At 70.5% G+C, this 16,640-nt stretch carries 15 protein-coding genes; 5 read left to right on the top strand and 10 right to left on the bottom strand.

What is annotated here, in order from left to right:
• Positions 1-17 precede the first annotated feature (17 nt).
• Together BLU02_RS03535 and BLU02_RS03530 are read right to left on the bottom strand one after the other, a co-directional pair.
• Positions 18-2,069, bottom strand: a complete 2,052-nt coding sequence (locus BLU02_RS03535; protein WP_060921179.1) for a M3 family metallopeptidase — start codon at positions 2,067-2,069, stop codon at positions 18-20.
• Between the two features lie 9 nt (positions 2,070-2,078).
• Complete coding sequence (locus BLU02_RS03530; protein ID WP_060921178.1) at positions 2,079-3,011, bottom strand: LysR family transcriptional regulator; 933 nt, start codon at positions 3,009-3,011, stop codon at positions 2,079-2,081.
• 81 nt (positions 3,012-3,092) lie between these two features.
• On the opposite strand from BLU02_RS03530, the gene tdh reads away from it, so the two are divergent.
• The 4 genes from tdh to BLU02_RS03510 are packed head-to-tail and all read left to right on the top strand — an operon-like array spanning position 3,093 to position 6,206.
• Positions 3,093-4,136: an L-threonine 3-dehydrogenase gene (tdh, locus tag BLU02_RS03525; RefSeq protein WP_060921177.1), complete on the top strand. Its 1,044-nt coding sequence runs from the start codon at positions 3,093-3,095 to the stop codon at positions 4,134-4,136.
• Positions 4,136-5,314, top strand: a complete 1,179-nt coding sequence (locus tag BLU02_RS03520) for a glycine C-acetyltransferase (RefSeq protein ID WP_060921176.1) — start codon at positions 4,136-4,138, stop codon at positions 5,312-5,314. The genes tdh and BLU02_RS03520 overlap by 1 nt, the downstream gene beginning before the upstream one ends.
• A 53-nt stretch (positions 5,315-5,367) precedes the next feature.
• Complete coding sequence (locus BLU02_RS03515) at positions 5,368-5,991, top strand: ArsR/SmtB family transcription factor (protein WP_060921175.1); 624 nt, start codon at positions 5,368-5,370, stop codon at positions 5,989-5,991.
• A complete protein-coding gene (locus tag BLU02_RS03510; RefSeq protein WP_060921174.1) occupies positions 5,988-6,206 on the top strand; it encodes a hypothetical protein in 219 nt (72 codons plus the stop codon). The genes BLU02_RS03515 and BLU02_RS03510 overlap by 4 nt, the downstream gene beginning before the upstream one ends.
• Before the next feature lie 84 nt (positions 6,207-6,290).
• Here BLU02_RS03510 and BLU02_RS03505 read toward each other — a convergent pair whose 3' ends face one another.
• Both BLU02_RS03505 and valS read right to left on the bottom strand, forming a co-directional pair.
• Entirely contained in the window at positions 6,291-6,500 is a 210-nt protein-coding gene (locus BLU02_RS03505) for a hypothetical protein (RefSeq protein ID WP_060921173.1), read from the bottom strand.
• A complete protein-coding gene (gene valS, locus BLU02_RS03500; protein WP_060921172.1) occupies positions 6,500-9,094 on the bottom strand; it encodes a valine--tRNA ligase in 2,595 nt (864 codons plus the stop codon). Before valS ends, BLU02_RS03505 begins: the two co-directional genes overlap by 1 nt.
• Before the next feature lie 157 nt (positions 9,095-9,251).
• Here valS and BLU02_RS03495 point away from each other — a divergent pair, with 157 nt between their 5' ends.
• The gene (locus BLU02_RS03495; RefSeq protein ID WP_060921171.1) at positions 9,252-10,301 is read left to right on the top strand and encodes a P1 family peptidase; all 1,050 of its coding nucleotides are present in this window, start codon (positions 9,252-9,254) and stop codon (positions 10,299-10,301) included.
• Positions 10,302-10,397: 96 nt separating this feature from the next.
• Here the strand turns inward: BLU02_RS03495 and BLU02_RS03490 are convergent, their stop codons facing one another.
• The 6 genes from BLU02_RS03490 to BLU02_RS03465 are packed head-to-tail and all read right to left on the bottom strand — an operon-like array spanning position 10,398 to position 16,601.
• Complete coding sequence (locus BLU02_RS03490) at positions 10,398-11,210, bottom strand: serine hydrolase (RefSeq protein WP_060921170.1); 813 nt, start codon at positions 11,208-11,210, stop codon at positions 10,398-10,400.
• Positions 11,207-12,040: a serine hydrolase gene (locus BLU02_RS03485; protein ID WP_060921169.1), complete on the bottom strand. Its 834-nt coding sequence runs from the start codon at positions 12,038-12,040 to the stop codon at positions 11,207-11,209. The genes BLU02_RS03490 and BLU02_RS03485 overlap by 4 nt, the downstream gene beginning before the upstream one ends.
• Entirely contained in the window at positions 12,037-12,999 is a 963-nt protein-coding gene (locus BLU02_RS03480) for a S66 peptidase family protein (protein ID WP_060921168.1), read from the bottom strand. Before BLU02_RS03480 ends, BLU02_RS03485 begins: the two co-directional genes overlap by 4 nt.
• Positions 12,996-14,645, bottom strand: a complete 1,650-nt coding sequence (locus tag BLU02_RS03475) for an ATP-binding cassette domain-containing protein (protein ID WP_060921167.1) — start codon at positions 14,643-14,645, stop codon at positions 12,996-12,998. The genes BLU02_RS03480 and BLU02_RS03475 overlap by 4 nt, the downstream gene beginning before the upstream one ends.
• A 1-nt stretch (position 14,646) precedes the next feature.
• Positions 14,647-15,561, bottom strand: coding sequence for an ABC transporter permease (locus BLU02_RS03470; RefSeq protein ID WP_082749928.1), 915 nt, complete (start codon positions 15,559-15,561; stop codon positions 14,647-14,649).
• Positions 15,558-16,601, bottom strand: a complete 1,044-nt coding sequence (locus BLU02_RS03465; RefSeq protein WP_060921166.1) for an ABC transporter permease — start codon at positions 16,599-16,601, stop codon at positions 15,558-15,560. The genes BLU02_RS03470 and BLU02_RS03465 overlap by 4 nt, the downstream gene beginning before the upstream one ends.
• Positions 16,602-16,640: the final 39 nt, after the last annotated feature.

Here is a 16,640-nt window from a genome sequence, read left to right as displayed (position 1 = left end):
GCTCAGGGTCTCACGACTCAGGAGTCCAGTCCACGGCGTTTCAGGAGCGGCTCGATCTCGGCGTCCCGTCCCCGGAAGTCGCGGTAGGCGGCCAGCGGGTCCTTCGAACCGCCGACCCCGAGCAGCCGGTCGCGGAAACGGTCCCCATTGGCCCGGGTGAGGCCGCCGTTCTCCCGGAACCACTCCACGGTGTCGGCGTCGAGCACCTCACTCCAGATGTACGAGTAGTACCCGGCGCTGTAGCCGCCGGAGAAGACGTGGGCGAAGTAGGTGGAGGAGTACCGGGTCGGAACGGCGGGATCGTCGAGGCCGATGTCCGCCAGTGCGGCCGCCTCGAAGTCGGCGACATCGTCCACTGCGTCGTCGACGGAGAGCCGGTGCCACGCCTGATCCAGCCACGCCGCGGCCAGGTACTCGCTGGTCGCGTGGCCCTGGTCGAAGGTCGCGGTGTCCCGCAGCCGCGCCACGATGGCGGGATCCAGCGGCTCGCCGGTCTCATGGTGCCGGGCGTAGTGGTCGAGGACCTCGGGCCAGAGGATCCACATCTCGTTCACCTGGCTCGGGAACTCGACGAAGTCGCGGAACACGTTGGTCCCGGCGAAGTGCGGGTAGGTCACCGTGGCGAACAGGCCGTGCAGAGCGTGCCCGAACTCGTGGAACAGCGTCGTCACCTCGTCGAGCGTCAGCAACGTGGGCTCGCCGTCCCCGGGCTGCGGGACGTTGAGGTTGTTGACCACGACCGGGGCGCTGCCGCGCAGACGGGACTGGCTGACGATCGCGTTCATCCAGGCGCCGCCGCGCTTGGAGTCGCGGGTGTAGAGGTCGAGCACGTAGAGCCCGAGTGGGGAGTCGTCGGCGTTGCGCACCTCGAAGACGCGGGCCTGCGGGTGGTAGGCAGCGAGGTCGTGCCGTTCGTGGAAGGTCACCCCGTACAGGCGGGTCGCCGCGAAGAACACGCCGTCCTGCAGCACGCGCTCCGCCTCGAACCAGGGGCGCAGGGCGGCGGTGTCGATGGCGTAGCGGGCGGTGCGCACGCGCTCGGTGTAGAACGCCCAGTCGTGGGCTTCCACGGGGAAGGGGTCCGGTTCGGTCTCGTCGACGATCGCCTGGAGCGCGTCCCGTTCGGTGCGGGCGTTACGCGCGGACGGCGCGGACAATCGGCGCAGCATCCGCTCGACGGCCTCGGGGGAGCCCGCCGTCTCGTCGGCGGTGACGTACGCGGCATGCGAGGCGTAGCCGAGGAGGCGCGCGCGCTCGGCGCGGAGGCGCACGATCTCGCGCAGCACCGGGCGGTTGTCGTTGCCGTTGTCGCGGGAGCCCCGCGCGCGCGACGCCGCCATGATCCGGCGACGGGATTCCCGCACCGCGAGCCGTGCGAGGGCCGGATGGCCGGTGAACAGCGGCAGGGTGAGGAGGTAGCGGCCGTCGAGCCCGCGGTCGGCCGCGGCGCGTGCGGCCGCGGACAGCTCGCCGGCGCTGAGGCCCTCCAGTTCGGCGGCGGAGTCGAAGACCACGGCGAGGTCGTTCGTATCGCTCAGCAGATTCCGCTCGAAGGTGTTCGTGAGCACGGACAGCTTCTGGTTCAGAGCCGTGAGCTGCGTCTTCGCCTCGTCGTCGAGCCCGGCGCCGGCATGCGTCATCTCGCGGTGGTAGCGCTCCACGAGGTAGCGCTGCTCAGGATCGAGGTCGAGGGTGTCGCGTTGCTCGTACACGTGGGCCACGCGCGCGTAGAGCGCCGCATCGAGCGTGATGGCATCCTGGTGGGCGGCCATGAGCGGCGCGAGCTCCTCGTCGATCGCCTGGATCTCCGGCGTGGCATCGGCGGAGCTCACCGTGTAGAACGCGTGCGCCACCCGGTCGAGGAGCGCGCCGGACCTCTCCAGCGCCTCGAGGGTGTTCTCGAACGTCGGCATCGACCGTACGCGGGTGATGTTCGCGACCTCGGCGAGCTGCTCCGCGAACCCGGCGCGGAAGGCGGGGAGGTAGTGTTCCGGACGGATGGCCCGATAGTCCGGGAGCCCGAAGGGGAGGGTCGACGGCTGCAGCAGCGGGTTCGTGGCGTCGCTCATCCTCCGAGCCTAGCCACCGCCGTCTCCGGAACGCTCCGCGCTCAGACGGGTCATCACCTCCCGCAGGGCGTCGACGACGACGCGGACCGAGCGGCGGCGCAGGTTCTCCGGCCGTGCGAGGACGTCGATCATGCGGTGCGTGCTCACGCCTCGGAGCGGGATGCGCACGATGGCGCGATCGTCCACGCTGCGCGAGGTGAACCGGGGGAGCATGCCCAGGACGCCGCCGGCCGCGACCACCGCCGACACCGCACCGTAGTCGTTGATGCGGTGCCGGACTTCGACCGGGCGGCGGGCGACGGCGGCGACGGCGCGGAGCACGTCGTCGGGGGAGTACCCCACACGGCTCGTCACCCACTGCTCTTCGGCGATCTCGTCCGGCGAGAGGGTGCGGCGATCGGCGAGAGGGTGGTCGGCGGAGACGGCGACGTCCAGAGGCTCGCGGACGAGACCCACGGCGCGGACACCCTCGGTCGGCCACGGCGCGGAATGCTCCATCCGATGGGCGAGGACGAGGTCGTACCGCGCGGTGAGTCCGGGGAACTCGCTCTGCGCGACGTCCTCGTCCGTGAGACGCACGGTCGGGGCGTGCTCCTTCCCGGACAGCTCCCGCACGATTGGGCCGAAGAGCGCCTGGCCGACGCTGTGGAAGCCGCTGATGCTCACCTCTCCCGTCGCCGCGCCCTCGAAGTCGTCCAGGGCGTGGCGCGCCGCCGCCATCGCGTCGATGGCCTCGGCTCCGGCTGCTGCCAGCACCTCGCCGGCGGCGGTCAGCACGAGCGTGCGGCCCTGGCGACGGGTGAGCGGGGCAGGGAAGGAGCGCTGCAGCGCGGCGAGCTGCTGCGAGACCGCGGAGGGGGTGACCCGGAGCGCTTCGGCGACGGCGGTCGCGCTTCCCAGCGCTCCGAGTTCGCGGAGGATCTGGAGCTGGTGGAGTTCCACGACAACAGTTTAGTTCGTGCTACAGAGTCGATGCAGAAGATGCCGATTGTTCTACAGCAAAGGACGCGATGAGATCAGAGCATGAGAGCTCTGTTCAAGGAGGAACCCGGCGCCGGCCTCGCGCTCGTGGAACGCCCCGACCCGGTGGCAGGCCCCGGCGAGGTCGTCATCCGCGTCCTCCGCACCGGCATCTGCGGAACCGATCTGCACATCCGGCGCTGGGACGATTGGGCGGCCTCCGCGATCGCCGCTCCCCTCATCCCGGGACACGAGTTCTACGGGGAAGTCGTCGAGGTCGGGCCGCTTGTCCACGACATCGCGGTCGGCGACCGGGTCTCCGGCGAGGGACACATCGTCTGCGGCACCTGCCGGAACTGCCGTGCCGGACGGCGGCAGATGTGCATCCGCACGATCGGACTCGGGCTGCAGCGCGACGGCGCCTTCGCCGAGTACCTCTCGCTGCCGGCGACGAACGTGTGGGTCCACCACGCCGAGGTCACCCCGGAGCTCGGCGCGATCTTCGACCCGCTCGGCAACGCCGTGCACACCGCCCTCCGCTTCCCGCTCGTCGGTGAGGACGTGCTCGTCACCGGGTGCGGTCCGATCGGCCTGATGGCGATCGCCGTCGCCCGGCATGCGGGCGCCCGCTTCATCGTCGGGACCGATGTGAGCGCGCCGCGCCTGGAGATGGCGCGCGGGATGGGAGCCGACGAGGTCGTCGACGTCTCCCGCCAGGAGATCCGCGACGCGCAGCGGGCGCTCGGCATGCGCGAGGGTTTCGACATCGGCTTCGAGATGAGCGGCGCGGCGTCGGCGCTCCCGGCGATGATCGACAACATGAACCACGGAGGACGCATCGCCATGCTCGGGCTGCCGTCGACCGGATTCGACATCGACTGGGGCAAGCTCGTCACGCACATGCTCACGATCACCGGGATCTACGGCCGGGAGATGTTCGAGACATGGAACGCCGTGGGGGCGATGCTGCAGACCAGTGCGACGTTGCGCGAAGCGATCGGTCGGGTGATCGCCGAGGTCGTACCGGCGCGCGACTGGGAGCGCGGATTCGCGGCGGCGGAGTCCGCCGGCACGGGCAAGATCATCCTCGACTGGACGGAGCTGTGATGTACGCGACCTTCAAGGACCATGTGGCGCAGGAGCTGGCGGGAATCGAGGAGGCGGGGCTCACCAAGCACGAGCGCGGCATCCACGGACCGCAGCGGGCGGAGATCACGGCCGACGGCGCCGAGGTGCTCAACTTCTGCGCCAACAACTACCTGGGGCTGGCCGACGACCCGCGCATCCTCGCTGCGGCCCGGACGGCCCTGGACGAGTGGGGGTACGGGCTCGCGAGCGTCCGCTTCATCTGCGGCACGCAGGAGCAGCACCTCGAACTGGAGCGTCGGCTCGCGGACTTCCTCGGCACCGATGACGCGATCCTCTACTCCTCCTGCTTCGACGCGAACGGCGGTGTCTTCGAGACGCTGTTCTCCGTCGAGGACGCGATCATCTCGGACGAGTTGAACCACGCGTCCATCATCGACGGGATCCGGCTGTCCAAGGCGCGCCGGCTCCGCTACCGCAATCGCGACATGGCGGATCTGGAGGAGCAGCTGCGGGCGGCCGCCGATGCCCGGTTCCGCGTGATCGTGACCGACGGTGTCTTCTCGATGGACGGCTACATCGCGCCGCTGGCCGAGATCTGCGACCTCGCGGAGCGCTACGACGCCCTCGTCTTCGTTGACGACTCGCACGCGGTCGGCTTCGTCGGCGACAACGGGCGCGGAACCCCCGAGCTGTGCGGCGTCGCGGATCGCGTGGACATCTACACCGGCACGTTCGGCAAGGCACTGGGCGGCGCCTCCGGCGGGTACGTCGCCTCCCACGCGGAGATCGTCGCGTTGTTGCGTCAGCGCTCCCGTCCGTACCTGTTCTCGAACACCCTCGCTCCGGCCATCGTGGCCGGAACGCTGACCGCGCTCGACCTGGTCGAGGGGTCGGCCGACCTCCGGGCGCGGCTCCGCGACAACGCGGCCCTGTTCCGCGCTCGGATGGCGGAGGAGGGCTTCGACCTGCTTCCGGGCGAGCATCCGATCGTCCCGGTCATGTTCGGCGACGCCGCCCTCACCGCCCGGATCGCCGCGGCGATGCAGGACCAGGGTGTCTACGTGACGGCGTTCAGCTTCCCGGTCGTGCCGCGGGGCAAGGCGCGCATCCGGGTGCAGCTCTCCGCAGCGCACACGCCCGACCAGGTGGAGCGCTGCGTGGCGGCCTTCGTCGCGGCCCGGGATACCGTAGGTTGACTGGATGCAAAGAAACGCTTGCAAAGATTTGTTTGCAAGCGTATCTTTGCATCATGACGAACGAGACGCAGGTACGGACGCTGGATGCAGGGGCGCTCAAAGCGCTCGCGCATCCGCTGCGGGTCAAGATCTTCGATCTGCTCGCCTCTCGTGGTCCCCAGACGGCCAGCTCTCTCGCAGCCCTCGTGGGGGAGACCTCGGGATCCACCAGCTATCACCTCCGCGCTCTCGCGGCCCACGACCTCATCCGCGAGGTGGAAGGCCGTGGTACGGCACGGGAGCGATGGTGGGAGCGTCCGAAGGGACGCATCGATGTGCCGGGCCCGGACGAGCAGATGTCGCCGGCCAACCGTGCCGCGGCGCAGATCGTCACGTCGGAGTTCTTCCGGCTCCGGCACGAGACCTTGATGCAGTACCTCAACCGCCCGGAGTCGGACGTTCCCGAGGGGTGGCGCGACGTCGGCATCACCATCACGACGCACCTCGACGTCACGCCGGCGCAGGCCATGGCGCTGCGGCAGGAGATCGAGGATCTCATCGAGCAGGCCATCGAACGCTATCGGGGTCAGACCGGGCCCGACGTCCGACGGGTCTCCGTGCGGGCCGAGCTGTTCGACCTGCCGACGTCGCCGCGGGAGGCCCTCGCCGGTGCGGGCGAGACGACGGAGGCATCATGACCGCCGCGACCCTGCGCCTCGTCAGTCCCACACGGACGGAGCGCGGCCTGCTGCGCCTCGCCGACCGGGTCACCGCCGGGGTCGAGCACCGGATCGAGCGGCGCGCCCAGCGTCGGACCCTCGCCCTCGACCTCCTCCGCGAACAGCAGGCCCGCCGCCACGACCCGCATGCCGTGGATCATCTCCTCGCGCAGCTCGGAGCCCCGCGCCGCTGACCCGAGACCCCGGGTACGCGGCGAGACCCCCTCCTTCCCGCGCGGGACGGAGGGGGTCTCGACGATGAAGCGGGGTCTCGGCGATCAGAAGGGGCGGGCGACGACGTCGCCGGAGGGGGTCTGGAGGACCTCCCAGCCGGCGTCGAGCTCCGCGATCGCGCGGCCCTCGAGCCAGGTGAGGGTCCAGTGCCCGGTGAGGCCCTGGGACTCGACCTCGGCGATGGCGGGACGCAGCGCCTCGGGGACGGACGCCGGCGGCTGGGCACCCGTAGCCCATCGCGTGCCCAGCTGCATCAGGAGGCCTCGACCGGGGCGAGCTCGATCGCGATGACCGCGAACTCCTCCGCCTCGGTGATCTCGAGCTCGGCGATGCGGCCGACCGCGCGGAGGTCGTCCGCCGCGGCGCGCAGGGCCTCGACCTTCGCGGCGGGAGCGGCGATGGCGGCACGGGAGACCGGGGTCTTCTGCGATGCCTTCGCCTCGGTCTTCGCGCGTCGGATGCCGATGAGCGCCTCGCTCGCGGCGGCCAGCACGGCCGGGTCGCCCTCGATGCCGAGCTTCTCGGGCCACGCGGCGGTGTGCACGGAGCCCTCCTCGAACCACGACCAGGCCTCCTCGGTGGCGAAGGAGAGTACCGGCGCGAGCAGGCGGAGCAGCGTGGACAGCGCCAGGCGCAGCGCGAGAGCGGCCGAGGCCTGACCCACGTCGTTCTGGTTGTAGGCGCGCTCCTTCACGAGCTCCAGGTAGTCGTCGCAGAACGTCCAGAAGAACGCCTCGGTCAGCTCCAGCGCCCTGGCGGCGTCATACCGGTCGAAGGCCGCGGTCGCCTCGGTCACCACGCCATCGAGGGCCGTGAGCATCGAGGCGTCGAGCGCGTGGGTCACCTGCGCGCCCTCGGGCACCGGGAACGACAGCACGAACTTGGCGGCGTTGAGCACCTTGATCGCGAGACGCCGGCCGATCTTCACCTGGGTCGGGTTCTGCGGGTCGAAGGCCGCGTCCATGCCGAGGCGGCTCGACGCCGCCCAGTACCGCACCGCGTCCGAACCGTGGGCGTCGAGCACGTCGGCCGGGGTGACCACGTTGCCCTTCGACTTCGACATCTTCTTGCGGTCGGGGTCGACGATGAAGCCGGAGATGGCGGCGTTCTTCCACGGGGCGCGGCCGTCTTCGAGCGTGGAGCGCAGCATGGTCGAGAAGAGCCAGGTGCGGATGATGTCCTGTCCCTGCGGGCGCAGATCGAACGGAGCGGTGAGCTGCCACAGCTCCTCGTCCCGCTGCCAGCCGCCCGCGAGCTGCGGGGTCAGCGACGAGGTCGCCCACGTGTCGAGGATGTCGGCCTCGGCGTCGAACCCGCCCGGCACGCCGCGCTGGGTCTCGGTGTAGCCGGCCGGCACATCCGTGGTCGGGTCGATGGGCAGCGCGGCCGCGTCCGGGGTGAGCACGCGGTCGTAGTCGCGCTCGCCGTTCTCGTCCAGCGCATACCAGAGCGGGATCGGCACGCCGAAGAACCGCTGCCGGGACACGAGCCAGTCGCCGGTGAGGCCGCCGACCCAGTTCTCGTAGCGGACCCGCATGAAGTCGGGGTGCCACGCCAGCTCGGTACCGTGCGCGAGGAGCTGATCGCGCAGCTCGCCGTCGCGGGCGCCGTTGCGGATGTACCACTGCCGGGTCGAGACGATCTCGAGCGGGCGGTCACCCTTCTCGAAGAACTTCACGGCGTGCTGGAAGGGCTTGCCGACGGCGGTCATGTCGCCGGTCTCCTGCAGCTTCTCCACGATCGCCTTGCGGGCGCTGAAGACGGTCTTGCCGGCCACGTTCTCCGCGTACCAGGCGCGCGCGTCGGCGTCGGCCACGATCGACGGGGCCTCGGCGAGGAAACGGCCGTCGAGGCCGATCGTCGTCATGTTCGGCAGGGATTCGCCGGCGGCGGTGCGCAGCTCGCGCCACCAGATGATGTCTGTCACGTCGCCGAAGGTGCAGACCATCGCCGCGCCCGTGCCCTTGTCGGGCTGGGCGAGGTGGTGACCGTGGATCTCGATCTCGGCGCCGAAGTAGGGCGTGCGGACCTTGGTGCCGATGAGGTGCTTGTGCGGCCCCTCGGGGTGGGTCACGATCGCGATGCACGCGGGGAGGAGCTCCGGGCGGGTGGTGTCGATCGCGATGGAGCCGGAGCCGTCCGCGAAGGGGAACTCGATCGTGTGGTACGCGGCCTGCTGGTCGCGGTCCTCGAGCTCGGCCTGCGCGATCGCGGAACGGAAGTCGATGTCCCACAGCGTCGGCGCGAGAGCCTGGTACGCCTCGCCGCGCTCGATGTTGCGGAGGAAGGCGAGCTGACTCTGCCGGATCGTGTCGTCGGAGATGGTGCGGTACGTCTGCGTCCAGTCCACGCTCAGTCCGAGCTGACGGAACAGCGCCTCGAACTGCTTCTCGTCCTCGATCGTGAGGCGCTCGCACAGCTCGATGAAGTTGCGACGGCTGATCGGCTGCTGGTCGGCCGCCCGGCTCGACTTGTTGTCGCCGCCCTCGAACGGCGGGGTGAAGTCGGGGTCGTAGGGGAGGGAGGGGTCGCAGCGCACGCCGTAGTAGTTCTGCACGCGGCGCTCGGTGGGCAGGCCGTTGTCGTCCCAGCCCATCGGGTAGAACACGGTCTTGCCGCGCATGCGCTCGTACCGCGCCTTGACGTCGGTGTGCGTGTAGGAGAACACGTGACCGATGTGGAGGCTCCCGGAGGCGGTGGGCGGCGGGGTGTCGATCGAGTAGACGCCCTCACGACCGAGCTCGGCGGCGCGCAGACGGTCGAACAGGTATGTGCCCTGCTCCGCCCAGGCGGCGTCCCACTTCGCTTCGAGACCTTCGAGTGCGGGCTTGTCGGGAATGGCGGACATGGAGGTCTCCTCGAGCGATGTATGCGGCACTGTGTGAGCGTGCCTGAGTGTGGGTGGTGCCGCCCAGTCTACCGAGCGCACGGGCGGGGCGCTCGACCCGGGGGAGCGTCCGGCGCGGCGCTGCGGCCGGCCCGTTCGACGCTGGAAGGATCGGAGCATGACACCGCCGTCGTCCTCGTCCTCCCGTCCCCGTCTCGCCGACCTCGGTGTGCCGTCCGGAGCCTTCCCGCGCGGCGCGGAGAACGCGATCACCGACGTCTCCGGTGTGCGGGTGGGGCATGCCACGCTGCACGGCGACGGTCTGCACACGGGCGTGACGGCGATCGTCCCCGACGCCCTCACCACCGAGCGTCGGAGCCTTCCCGCGAACCTCTCCGTGGGCAACGGCTACGGCAAGCTCGTCGGTGCCACACAGCTCCGGGAGCTCGGGGCGCTGGAGACGCCGATCCTGCTGACCTCGACGCTGTCCGTGTTCCGCGTCGCGGACGCGCTGCTCGGGCATCTGCTGGCGACGCCGGCGCACGCACGGACGACCACGTTGAACCCGGTGGTGGGCGAGACGAACGACGGATTCCTCTCCGACATCCGTCGCCGAGCCGTCGGAGAGGAGCAGGTGACGGCGGCCCTGGCGACGGCGGCTCCGGGTGCGGTCGCGGAGGGAGGCGTGGGGGCCGGTGCCGGGACCGTCGCCCTCGGGTACAAGGGCGGCATCGGCCCGGCATCGCGGCTGGTCGAGGTCACGGGGCGCCCGCGCACCGTGGGGGCGCTCGTGCAGACGAACTTCAGCGGCACGCTGCGGATCGCCGGCGTCCCGCTGCCCGCAGAGGAGCTCCTCGCCGATGCTCCGGCACAGCCTGTGGGCAATTCCTGCATGATCGTCGTCGCGACGGACGCCCCCGTCGACGGACGGCAGCTCGGCCGTGTGGCCAACCGCGCCGTGTTCGCAATGCGCGGTGTCGGCGCCGACTATGCGCAGGGCAGCGGCGACTACGCGATCGCCTTCTCGGTGCACGACCAGGCGGACGGCGGTCCGGCCGCGGACGACGAGCTCTCGCCGCTCTTCGCCGCGACGATGGACGCGGTCGAGGAGGCCCTGGTCAACTCGGTGCTCGCGGCGGAGACGACGGTGGGCCCCGAGGGGCGGACGGCGCACGCGGTACCGATCGATCGGGTGCGGGAACGCCTGGCTCGCGCCGGGGTCGTCTGACCCGCGTTCACAACTCAGGAGAAACCGGGTCGGCGGCGCCGCGGGAGCGGCGCGTCGTACCGACCGCCGCCGGATGTCCTGAGTTGTGAACCGAGGTCAGTCGGCGAGCGCGGCGTGGATGCCCTCGCCGATAAGGCGCATGGCGGCCAGCACCGGTCCGCGTCCGTCGGCGCCCCGGTCCCAGTTCGCCAGGACGGCGTAGGCGATCCGGCGGGTGGGGGACATGACGATCCCGGTGTCGGCGCGGACGCGGGAGATCGTGCCGGTCTTGTTCAGCAGCCAGACGCCGCGATCGAAGCCCCAGTGCGCGAGCGGGTCGAGGTCGAACGCCGACGCGACCATCGACAGGTCCATGCCCGCGCCCAGCCAGCGGCGCAGCGTGTCGGCCGAGGCGGGGGAGAGATCGGTCCCATCGGCGAGCCGCGACATGAAGAGCACGAGTTCCGCGGCGTTCGCGTGCGACAACGTCTTCGGGGCGCCGGGCGGGATCGGCCACCGCACGATATCGTCGAGGGCCGAGGCGGTGTAGCCGAGCGCGCGGGTATGCTCCTGCACGGTCGGGATGCCGATGACGCGACCCAGCGTGTTGGTCGCGGCGTTGTCGCTCACGGCCCCGATGAGAGCGGCCACGTCGTACAGCGACAGCTCGGACGCCTGCAGCAGGTACCAGAGACCGGAGTCCTCGATGGCCTCGACCGGCCGGCGGGTCACACGCTCGTCGAGAGTCCGCGTACCGGCGTCCACCTCGGCGAGGAGGCGGTGCAGGAGGAAGATCTTGCCGACGCTCGCCGTGTCCAACACCGTCTCAGGTTCATGGCGCAGCAACACCTCGCCGGAGTCGATGTCCTGGACGAGGACAGACCAGGCGGTGCCGTTCTCGTCGGGGAGCTCCAGGTCGATCGCGCTCATGCGTCCTCCTCGTCTCGTGCGCGTCCGGTGACATGCGCACGGATGAGCTCGCCGACGGCGCGCATGCCGTCGAGCACGGGCGCGCGGAGGTCGGCCGCGGAGTCCTTCCAGTTCGCCGCCACCGCATACGCGACGGCGGCCCTCGGGCCCCGCAGCAGTCCGACGTCGACGCGGGCGAAGCTCACGCTGCCGGTCTTGTGACGCAGCACCATGCCCTGATACTCGGCCTCGACGTGGGCGAGGGGGTCGAGCAGGAAGGCGTCGGCGGTCATCGACGTGTCGGTGTCGGCGGCGAGCCAGTCCAGCACCCGGGCGCTCACCGCGGGGGAGAACGCCTCGCCGGCGCCGAGCCGGCGCATCACGTCGGACAGCTCGGCCGCCGTGCCGAACGACGGGGTCCAGGGCAGGTCGGGGGTGCGCTCGTTCCGGATGTAGTCGTGCAGCGCCGTGTCGCGGTACCCGAGGGCCCGGGCGACGGCCCGCACCTCCTCCAGGCCGCAGAGATGGATCAGCGCGTTCGTGGCGAGGTTGTCGCTCACCGCACCGACGAGGAGCGCCGCGTCGTGGACCGTGATGCGCTGATCGTGCATGCGGTACAGCAGCCCGGAGTCCTCGACGCGGTGCTCGTCCGGGACCGCGATCCGGTCGTCCTCGGCGAGCGCGCCCGTCTCCAGCCGCCGAGCGACCTCGAGGAGCAGGAAGATCTTGCCGATGCTCGCGGTCTCGCACTGGGTGTGCGGCTCGTGCTCGGCCAGGGTCTCGCCGCTGCCGGCGTCGACGAGCCGGATCGACCAGGTGATGCGGGGGTCGAGGGGCGGAAGGGCGATCATGGCCGTCCCACCGTGAGGCGGGGCTCGTCGCCGGTCGCGTCCAGCACCCCATCCACACCGAGCGGGATGGTGAGGGCGTGCGGGTCGTGGCCGAAGCCCTGCTCCCACAGCACGGGGACGCCGGCGTCCTGGAACTCATCCCGCATGAGCGCGTGGACCAGGTCGAGGTCGCCGCACTCATGCCAGGAGCCGAGCACGATGCCCTTCGCCTGGGCGAGACGGCCCGCGCGCCGGAGCTGCGTGACGAAGCTGTCGAGGCGGTACGGCTCCTCCGTGATGTCCTCCAGGAAAAGAATTCCGGGGGCGGGGACGTCCGCCTCCGGGGCGCCGAGTCCGGCGGCGAGCAGACTGAGGTTGCCGCCCGTGAAGCGTCCCTCGGCGCGACCCGGCGTCATGATCTCGGTCTTCGGGCCGATGAGCTCGCGTCCGCGCCAGGGTTCGAAGAGCCAGCGCTGCACGTCGTCGCGCACCTGCTCCGAGTCGCGGAAGACGTTGTTGCCCGCCATCGGGCAGAAGAGCGTCGCGACGTCGAGATGCGCACGCCACGTCTCGTGCAGCGCCGTCACGTCGGACGAGCCCGTGAGCAGCTTCGGCCGTCCGTCCTTGCGCAGCGCCCCTCGGCGCATGTCGGCCCAGTCGATGCCGTCGAGGAGGCGCAGGGCCCCGTAGCCGCCGCGTGCCGTGACGACGGCGTCCACGTCCGGATCGAGCCAGGCGTCGACGAGGTCGGCGCGGCGGAGGTCGTCCGGCCCCGCGAGGTACGACGCGCGCGGGTGGGGCGTGAGGACGTGCGCCCCCACGCGGACCTTCAGGCCCCAGGACTCGTAGTAGCCGACGGCGCGCTGCGTGTTCTCCTCGTTGCCGGGACCGGATGGCGAGACGATCGCCACCGTGTCTCCGGGCTGCAGGGGAGCCGTGTCGAGATACGGCGACACCGCCGCCTCCGTCAGGGTGCTCATGCCGTCTTCTCCTCGATGCGCGGCGCCGCGGACAGCAGGTGCCGGGTGTACTCGTGCTGCGGGTTCAGCAGCACCTCTTCGGTGGGTCCGTGCTCGACGATCTGCCCGTGGTACATCACCGCGACCGTGTGGGCGATGTTCCAGGCCAGGCCGAGGTCATGCGTGATGACGAGGGCCGAGAGCCCGAGGCGGCGACGCAGCTCCAGCAGGAGGCCGAGGATCTCTCCGCGCACTGACGCGTCGAGCGAGGCGACGGGTTCGTCGGCGATGAGCAGCTGCGGCTGCACGGCGAGCGCTCCGGCGATCACGACGCGCTGCCGCTGCCCGCCGCTGAGCTCCTGCGGGATGGCGCCGAAATAGCGCTCCGGCGGGGTGAGCTCCGCATCGGCGAGGCTCTGCGCCACCCGCTCGCGCTCGTCGCCGGGGAAGCGCTGCACACGCAGCCCCTCGGCGACGGACTCGTACACGCTGTGCTTCGGGTTCAAAGCCGCCCACGGATCCTGCAGCACGAGCTGCACCTGCGAGCGGAACCGCGCGAGGTCGCGTCCTTTCGACGGGATCGGTGCGCCGTCGAAGAGGATCTGCGACCCGGGGTCGGCTGGCTGGAGTCCCATGAGTGCGCGGGCGAGGGTCGACTTGCCGGAGCCGGACTGGCCGACGAGCGCAACGATCTCGCCTTTGCGCACCGAGAGGTCGACGTCGCGGACCGCATGCACGGGGCGCCCGCCGGAGCGGTAGGTGACGTTGACTCCGCGGGCCTCCAGCAGCACCTCGTCGCCGTGGGTGATCTCCGGCACGTCGTCCGCATCGCGGCCGTGCCGGGTCACCGGGGCCATCCGGGAGGCCGGGTCGCCGATCGTGGGGAAGGCGTCGGCGAGCTGGCGGGTGTACGCCTCCTTCGGGGTGGTGCAGACCGCGTAGCTCTCGCCGACCTCGACGAGCTCCCCGTCGCGCATGATGGCGATCCGGTCGCACGCCGTGGCGAGCACCGAGAGGTCGTGGCTGATCATGAGCATCGAGATGCCGCGCTCCGCCACGAGACGGGAGATCATGTCGAGGATCTGCTTCTGCACGATCACGTCGAGCGCGGTGGTCGGCTCGTCCGCGATGATGACCTCGGGATCGCAGGCGAGGGCCATCGCGATCATGACGCGCTGCTTCTGGCCGCCGGAGAGCTCGTGCGGATACGACTCGCTCTTCTGCTGCGGCAGGTCGACGATGTCGAGCAGCTCCCGCACCCGCTCCTTGCGCGCCTTCTCGCCCTTCCATCGATCGGAGGCGTGCAGCTCCAGCGCCTCCAGGAGTTGCCAGCCCACCGTGCGGACCGGGTTGAGCGAGTGCATCGCGCCCTGGAACACGATGGACGTCTGCGCCCAGCGCACGGCGCGCAGCTGCCCGAAGGACAACGTGGCGACGTCCTGGTCGCCGAGCAGCACGCGGCCGCTGAGCCGGGCGTTGCGCGGCAGGAGCCGCAGGACGCTCATGGCGAGAGTGGACTTGCCGGAGCCGGACTCGCCGGCGATGCCGAGCGTCTGCCCGGCGGGGAGGTTGAGCGAGACGTTGCGCACGGCCGCCACCTCGTCCCGACCCGACCGCCCCGAGGTGCGGTACGTGATGGAGACGTCGTCGAAGATCAGGTCGGGCATCTCAGCGGCTCCTCAGCGTCGGGTTGGTGATGTTCTCGACGGCGCGGCCCATCAAGGTGAACGACAGCACGACGAGGACGATGGCGATGCCCGGCACGAGCACGTACCACCAGTAGCCGCTGGTCGCCGCGGAGACGTCCATCGCGTTCTTCAGGATCGAGCCCCACGACTGCAGGGTGGTGTCGCCGAGGCCGAGGAACGCGAGGGTGGATTCGGAGATGATCGCCGAGCCGACGGTGAGCGTCGTGTTGGCGAGCACGAGCGGCAGCACCCCGGGGAGGAGGTGCTTCATGATGATGTGCCAGTGCCCGGCGCCGAGGGCCCGTGAGCGTTCGATGTAGTCGCGCGATTCGACGGACAGGGTCTGCGCGCGGACGACGCGGGCGGTGCCGGCCCAGGAGGTCAGGCCGATCGCGATGATGATCGTCCAGACGCCACGGCTCAGCACTGACGAGAGCACGATCGCGAGGATCAGCGACGGCAGCACGAGGAAGAAGTCGATGATGCGCATCATCAGCCCCCCGAAGAAGCCGGTGAAGTGGCCCGCCGAGAGGCCGACGAGGGTGCCGATGATCATCGACATCGCCGTGGCGGCGAGGCCGACGAGCAGGGACACCCGGGCGCCCCACACCATGCGGACCCAGATCTCGCGACCCTGATGGTCGGTGCCGAGGGGATGCTCCCAGGACGGCGGGGCGAAGCGCTGCACGTCGACGAGCTTCGTGACGTCGAGCATGCTGGCGGGGGCGATCACGGGGGCGAAGATCGCGATGAGGGCCACGATCACGAGGAAGACGAGGCCCACCATGCCCGCCCGGTGCTGGGCGAACTGCCGGCAGAAGTCGACGAAGGCGGTGCCGCGGCGGTGCCACGCCAGGGCGCGGGGGGAACGGATAGTCGGGGTTGCCGTGGTCATGCGCGCCTCACCCTCGGGTCGAGCTGCCGGTAGATGAGGTCCGCGATGAGGTTCATCGCGATGATGATCGTGGAGAACACCACGAAGGTGCCCTGCAGGAGCGGGAGGTCGGGGCCGGAGATGGCCTCGAAGGTGAGCTTCCCGAGCCCGGGCCAGGAGAACACCGTCTCCACCGTGACGGCCCCGGCGATGAGACCGCCGATGTGCATGAAGACGAGGGTGACGGTCGGCAGCAGGGCGTTGGGGACGGCGTGCCGACGGCGGACGAGGTCCTCCCGGAGGCCCTTGGCCCGAGCGGTGGTGAGGTAGTCGGCGCCCATCTCCTCGAGGAGCGAGCTGCGCATCACCATGAGGTACTGCGCGTACACGACCGCGACCATCGTGATCACCGGGAGCACCATGTGCGAGATCACGTCCAGGACCGCGCCGACCGGATCGGTGGGCGGGTTGGGGGAGACCATGCCTCCGGTTGGGAACCAGTGCAGCGTGCCGCCGAAGACCATCAGGAGCAGCAGGGCCAGCCAGAAGGTCGGCACCGACCAGAACACGAGCGACGTGCCGGAGACGATGCGGTCGAAGGTGGAGCCGTGCTTCCAGGCCGCCTTCTGCCCGAGCCAGAGGCCGAGGGCGATCGCGATGATCGCCGCCGTGCCGGTGAGGAGGATCGTGTTCCAGAAGTACTGGCCGATGAGGTCGGACACCGACGTGCGGTAGACGTAGCTCGTGCCGAAGTTCAGGGTGAAGACGTTGCCGAGGTAGTCGATGAACTGCTGCCACAGGGGCTTGTTCAGACCGAGCTGCTCGCGCAGCTGGTCTGCCTGTTCGGCGCTCATCCCGCGCTCGCGGGCGATCGAGGCGACCGGATCGCCCGGCAGGATCTTGAAGGCGAAGAATCCGAGGAGGATCACCATCGCCAGGCTGATGGCCGCGCCGCCGAGCTTGACCAGGAAGTAGCGGAGGGCGCCGACGCCCTTCGGCTGCTCCTCGGCCGCGGCGCTCGTCGCGATGGCGGAGGTGGACGGGGGTACCGCGTTGGACATGGGGGTCTCCTTACAGCGGACCGGGAGACGCCGCGGGGG

Origin of the sequence: Microbacterium paraoxydans, from assembly GCF_900105335.1 — a bacterium.
Taxonomy (GTDB): domain Bacteria; phylum Actinomycetota; class Actinomycetes; order Actinomycetales; family Microbacteriaceae; genus Microbacterium; species Microbacterium paraoxydans.
Note: the sequence above shows the minus strand (reverse complement) of the source record. Positions and strands in the feature narration are given on the sequence as shown.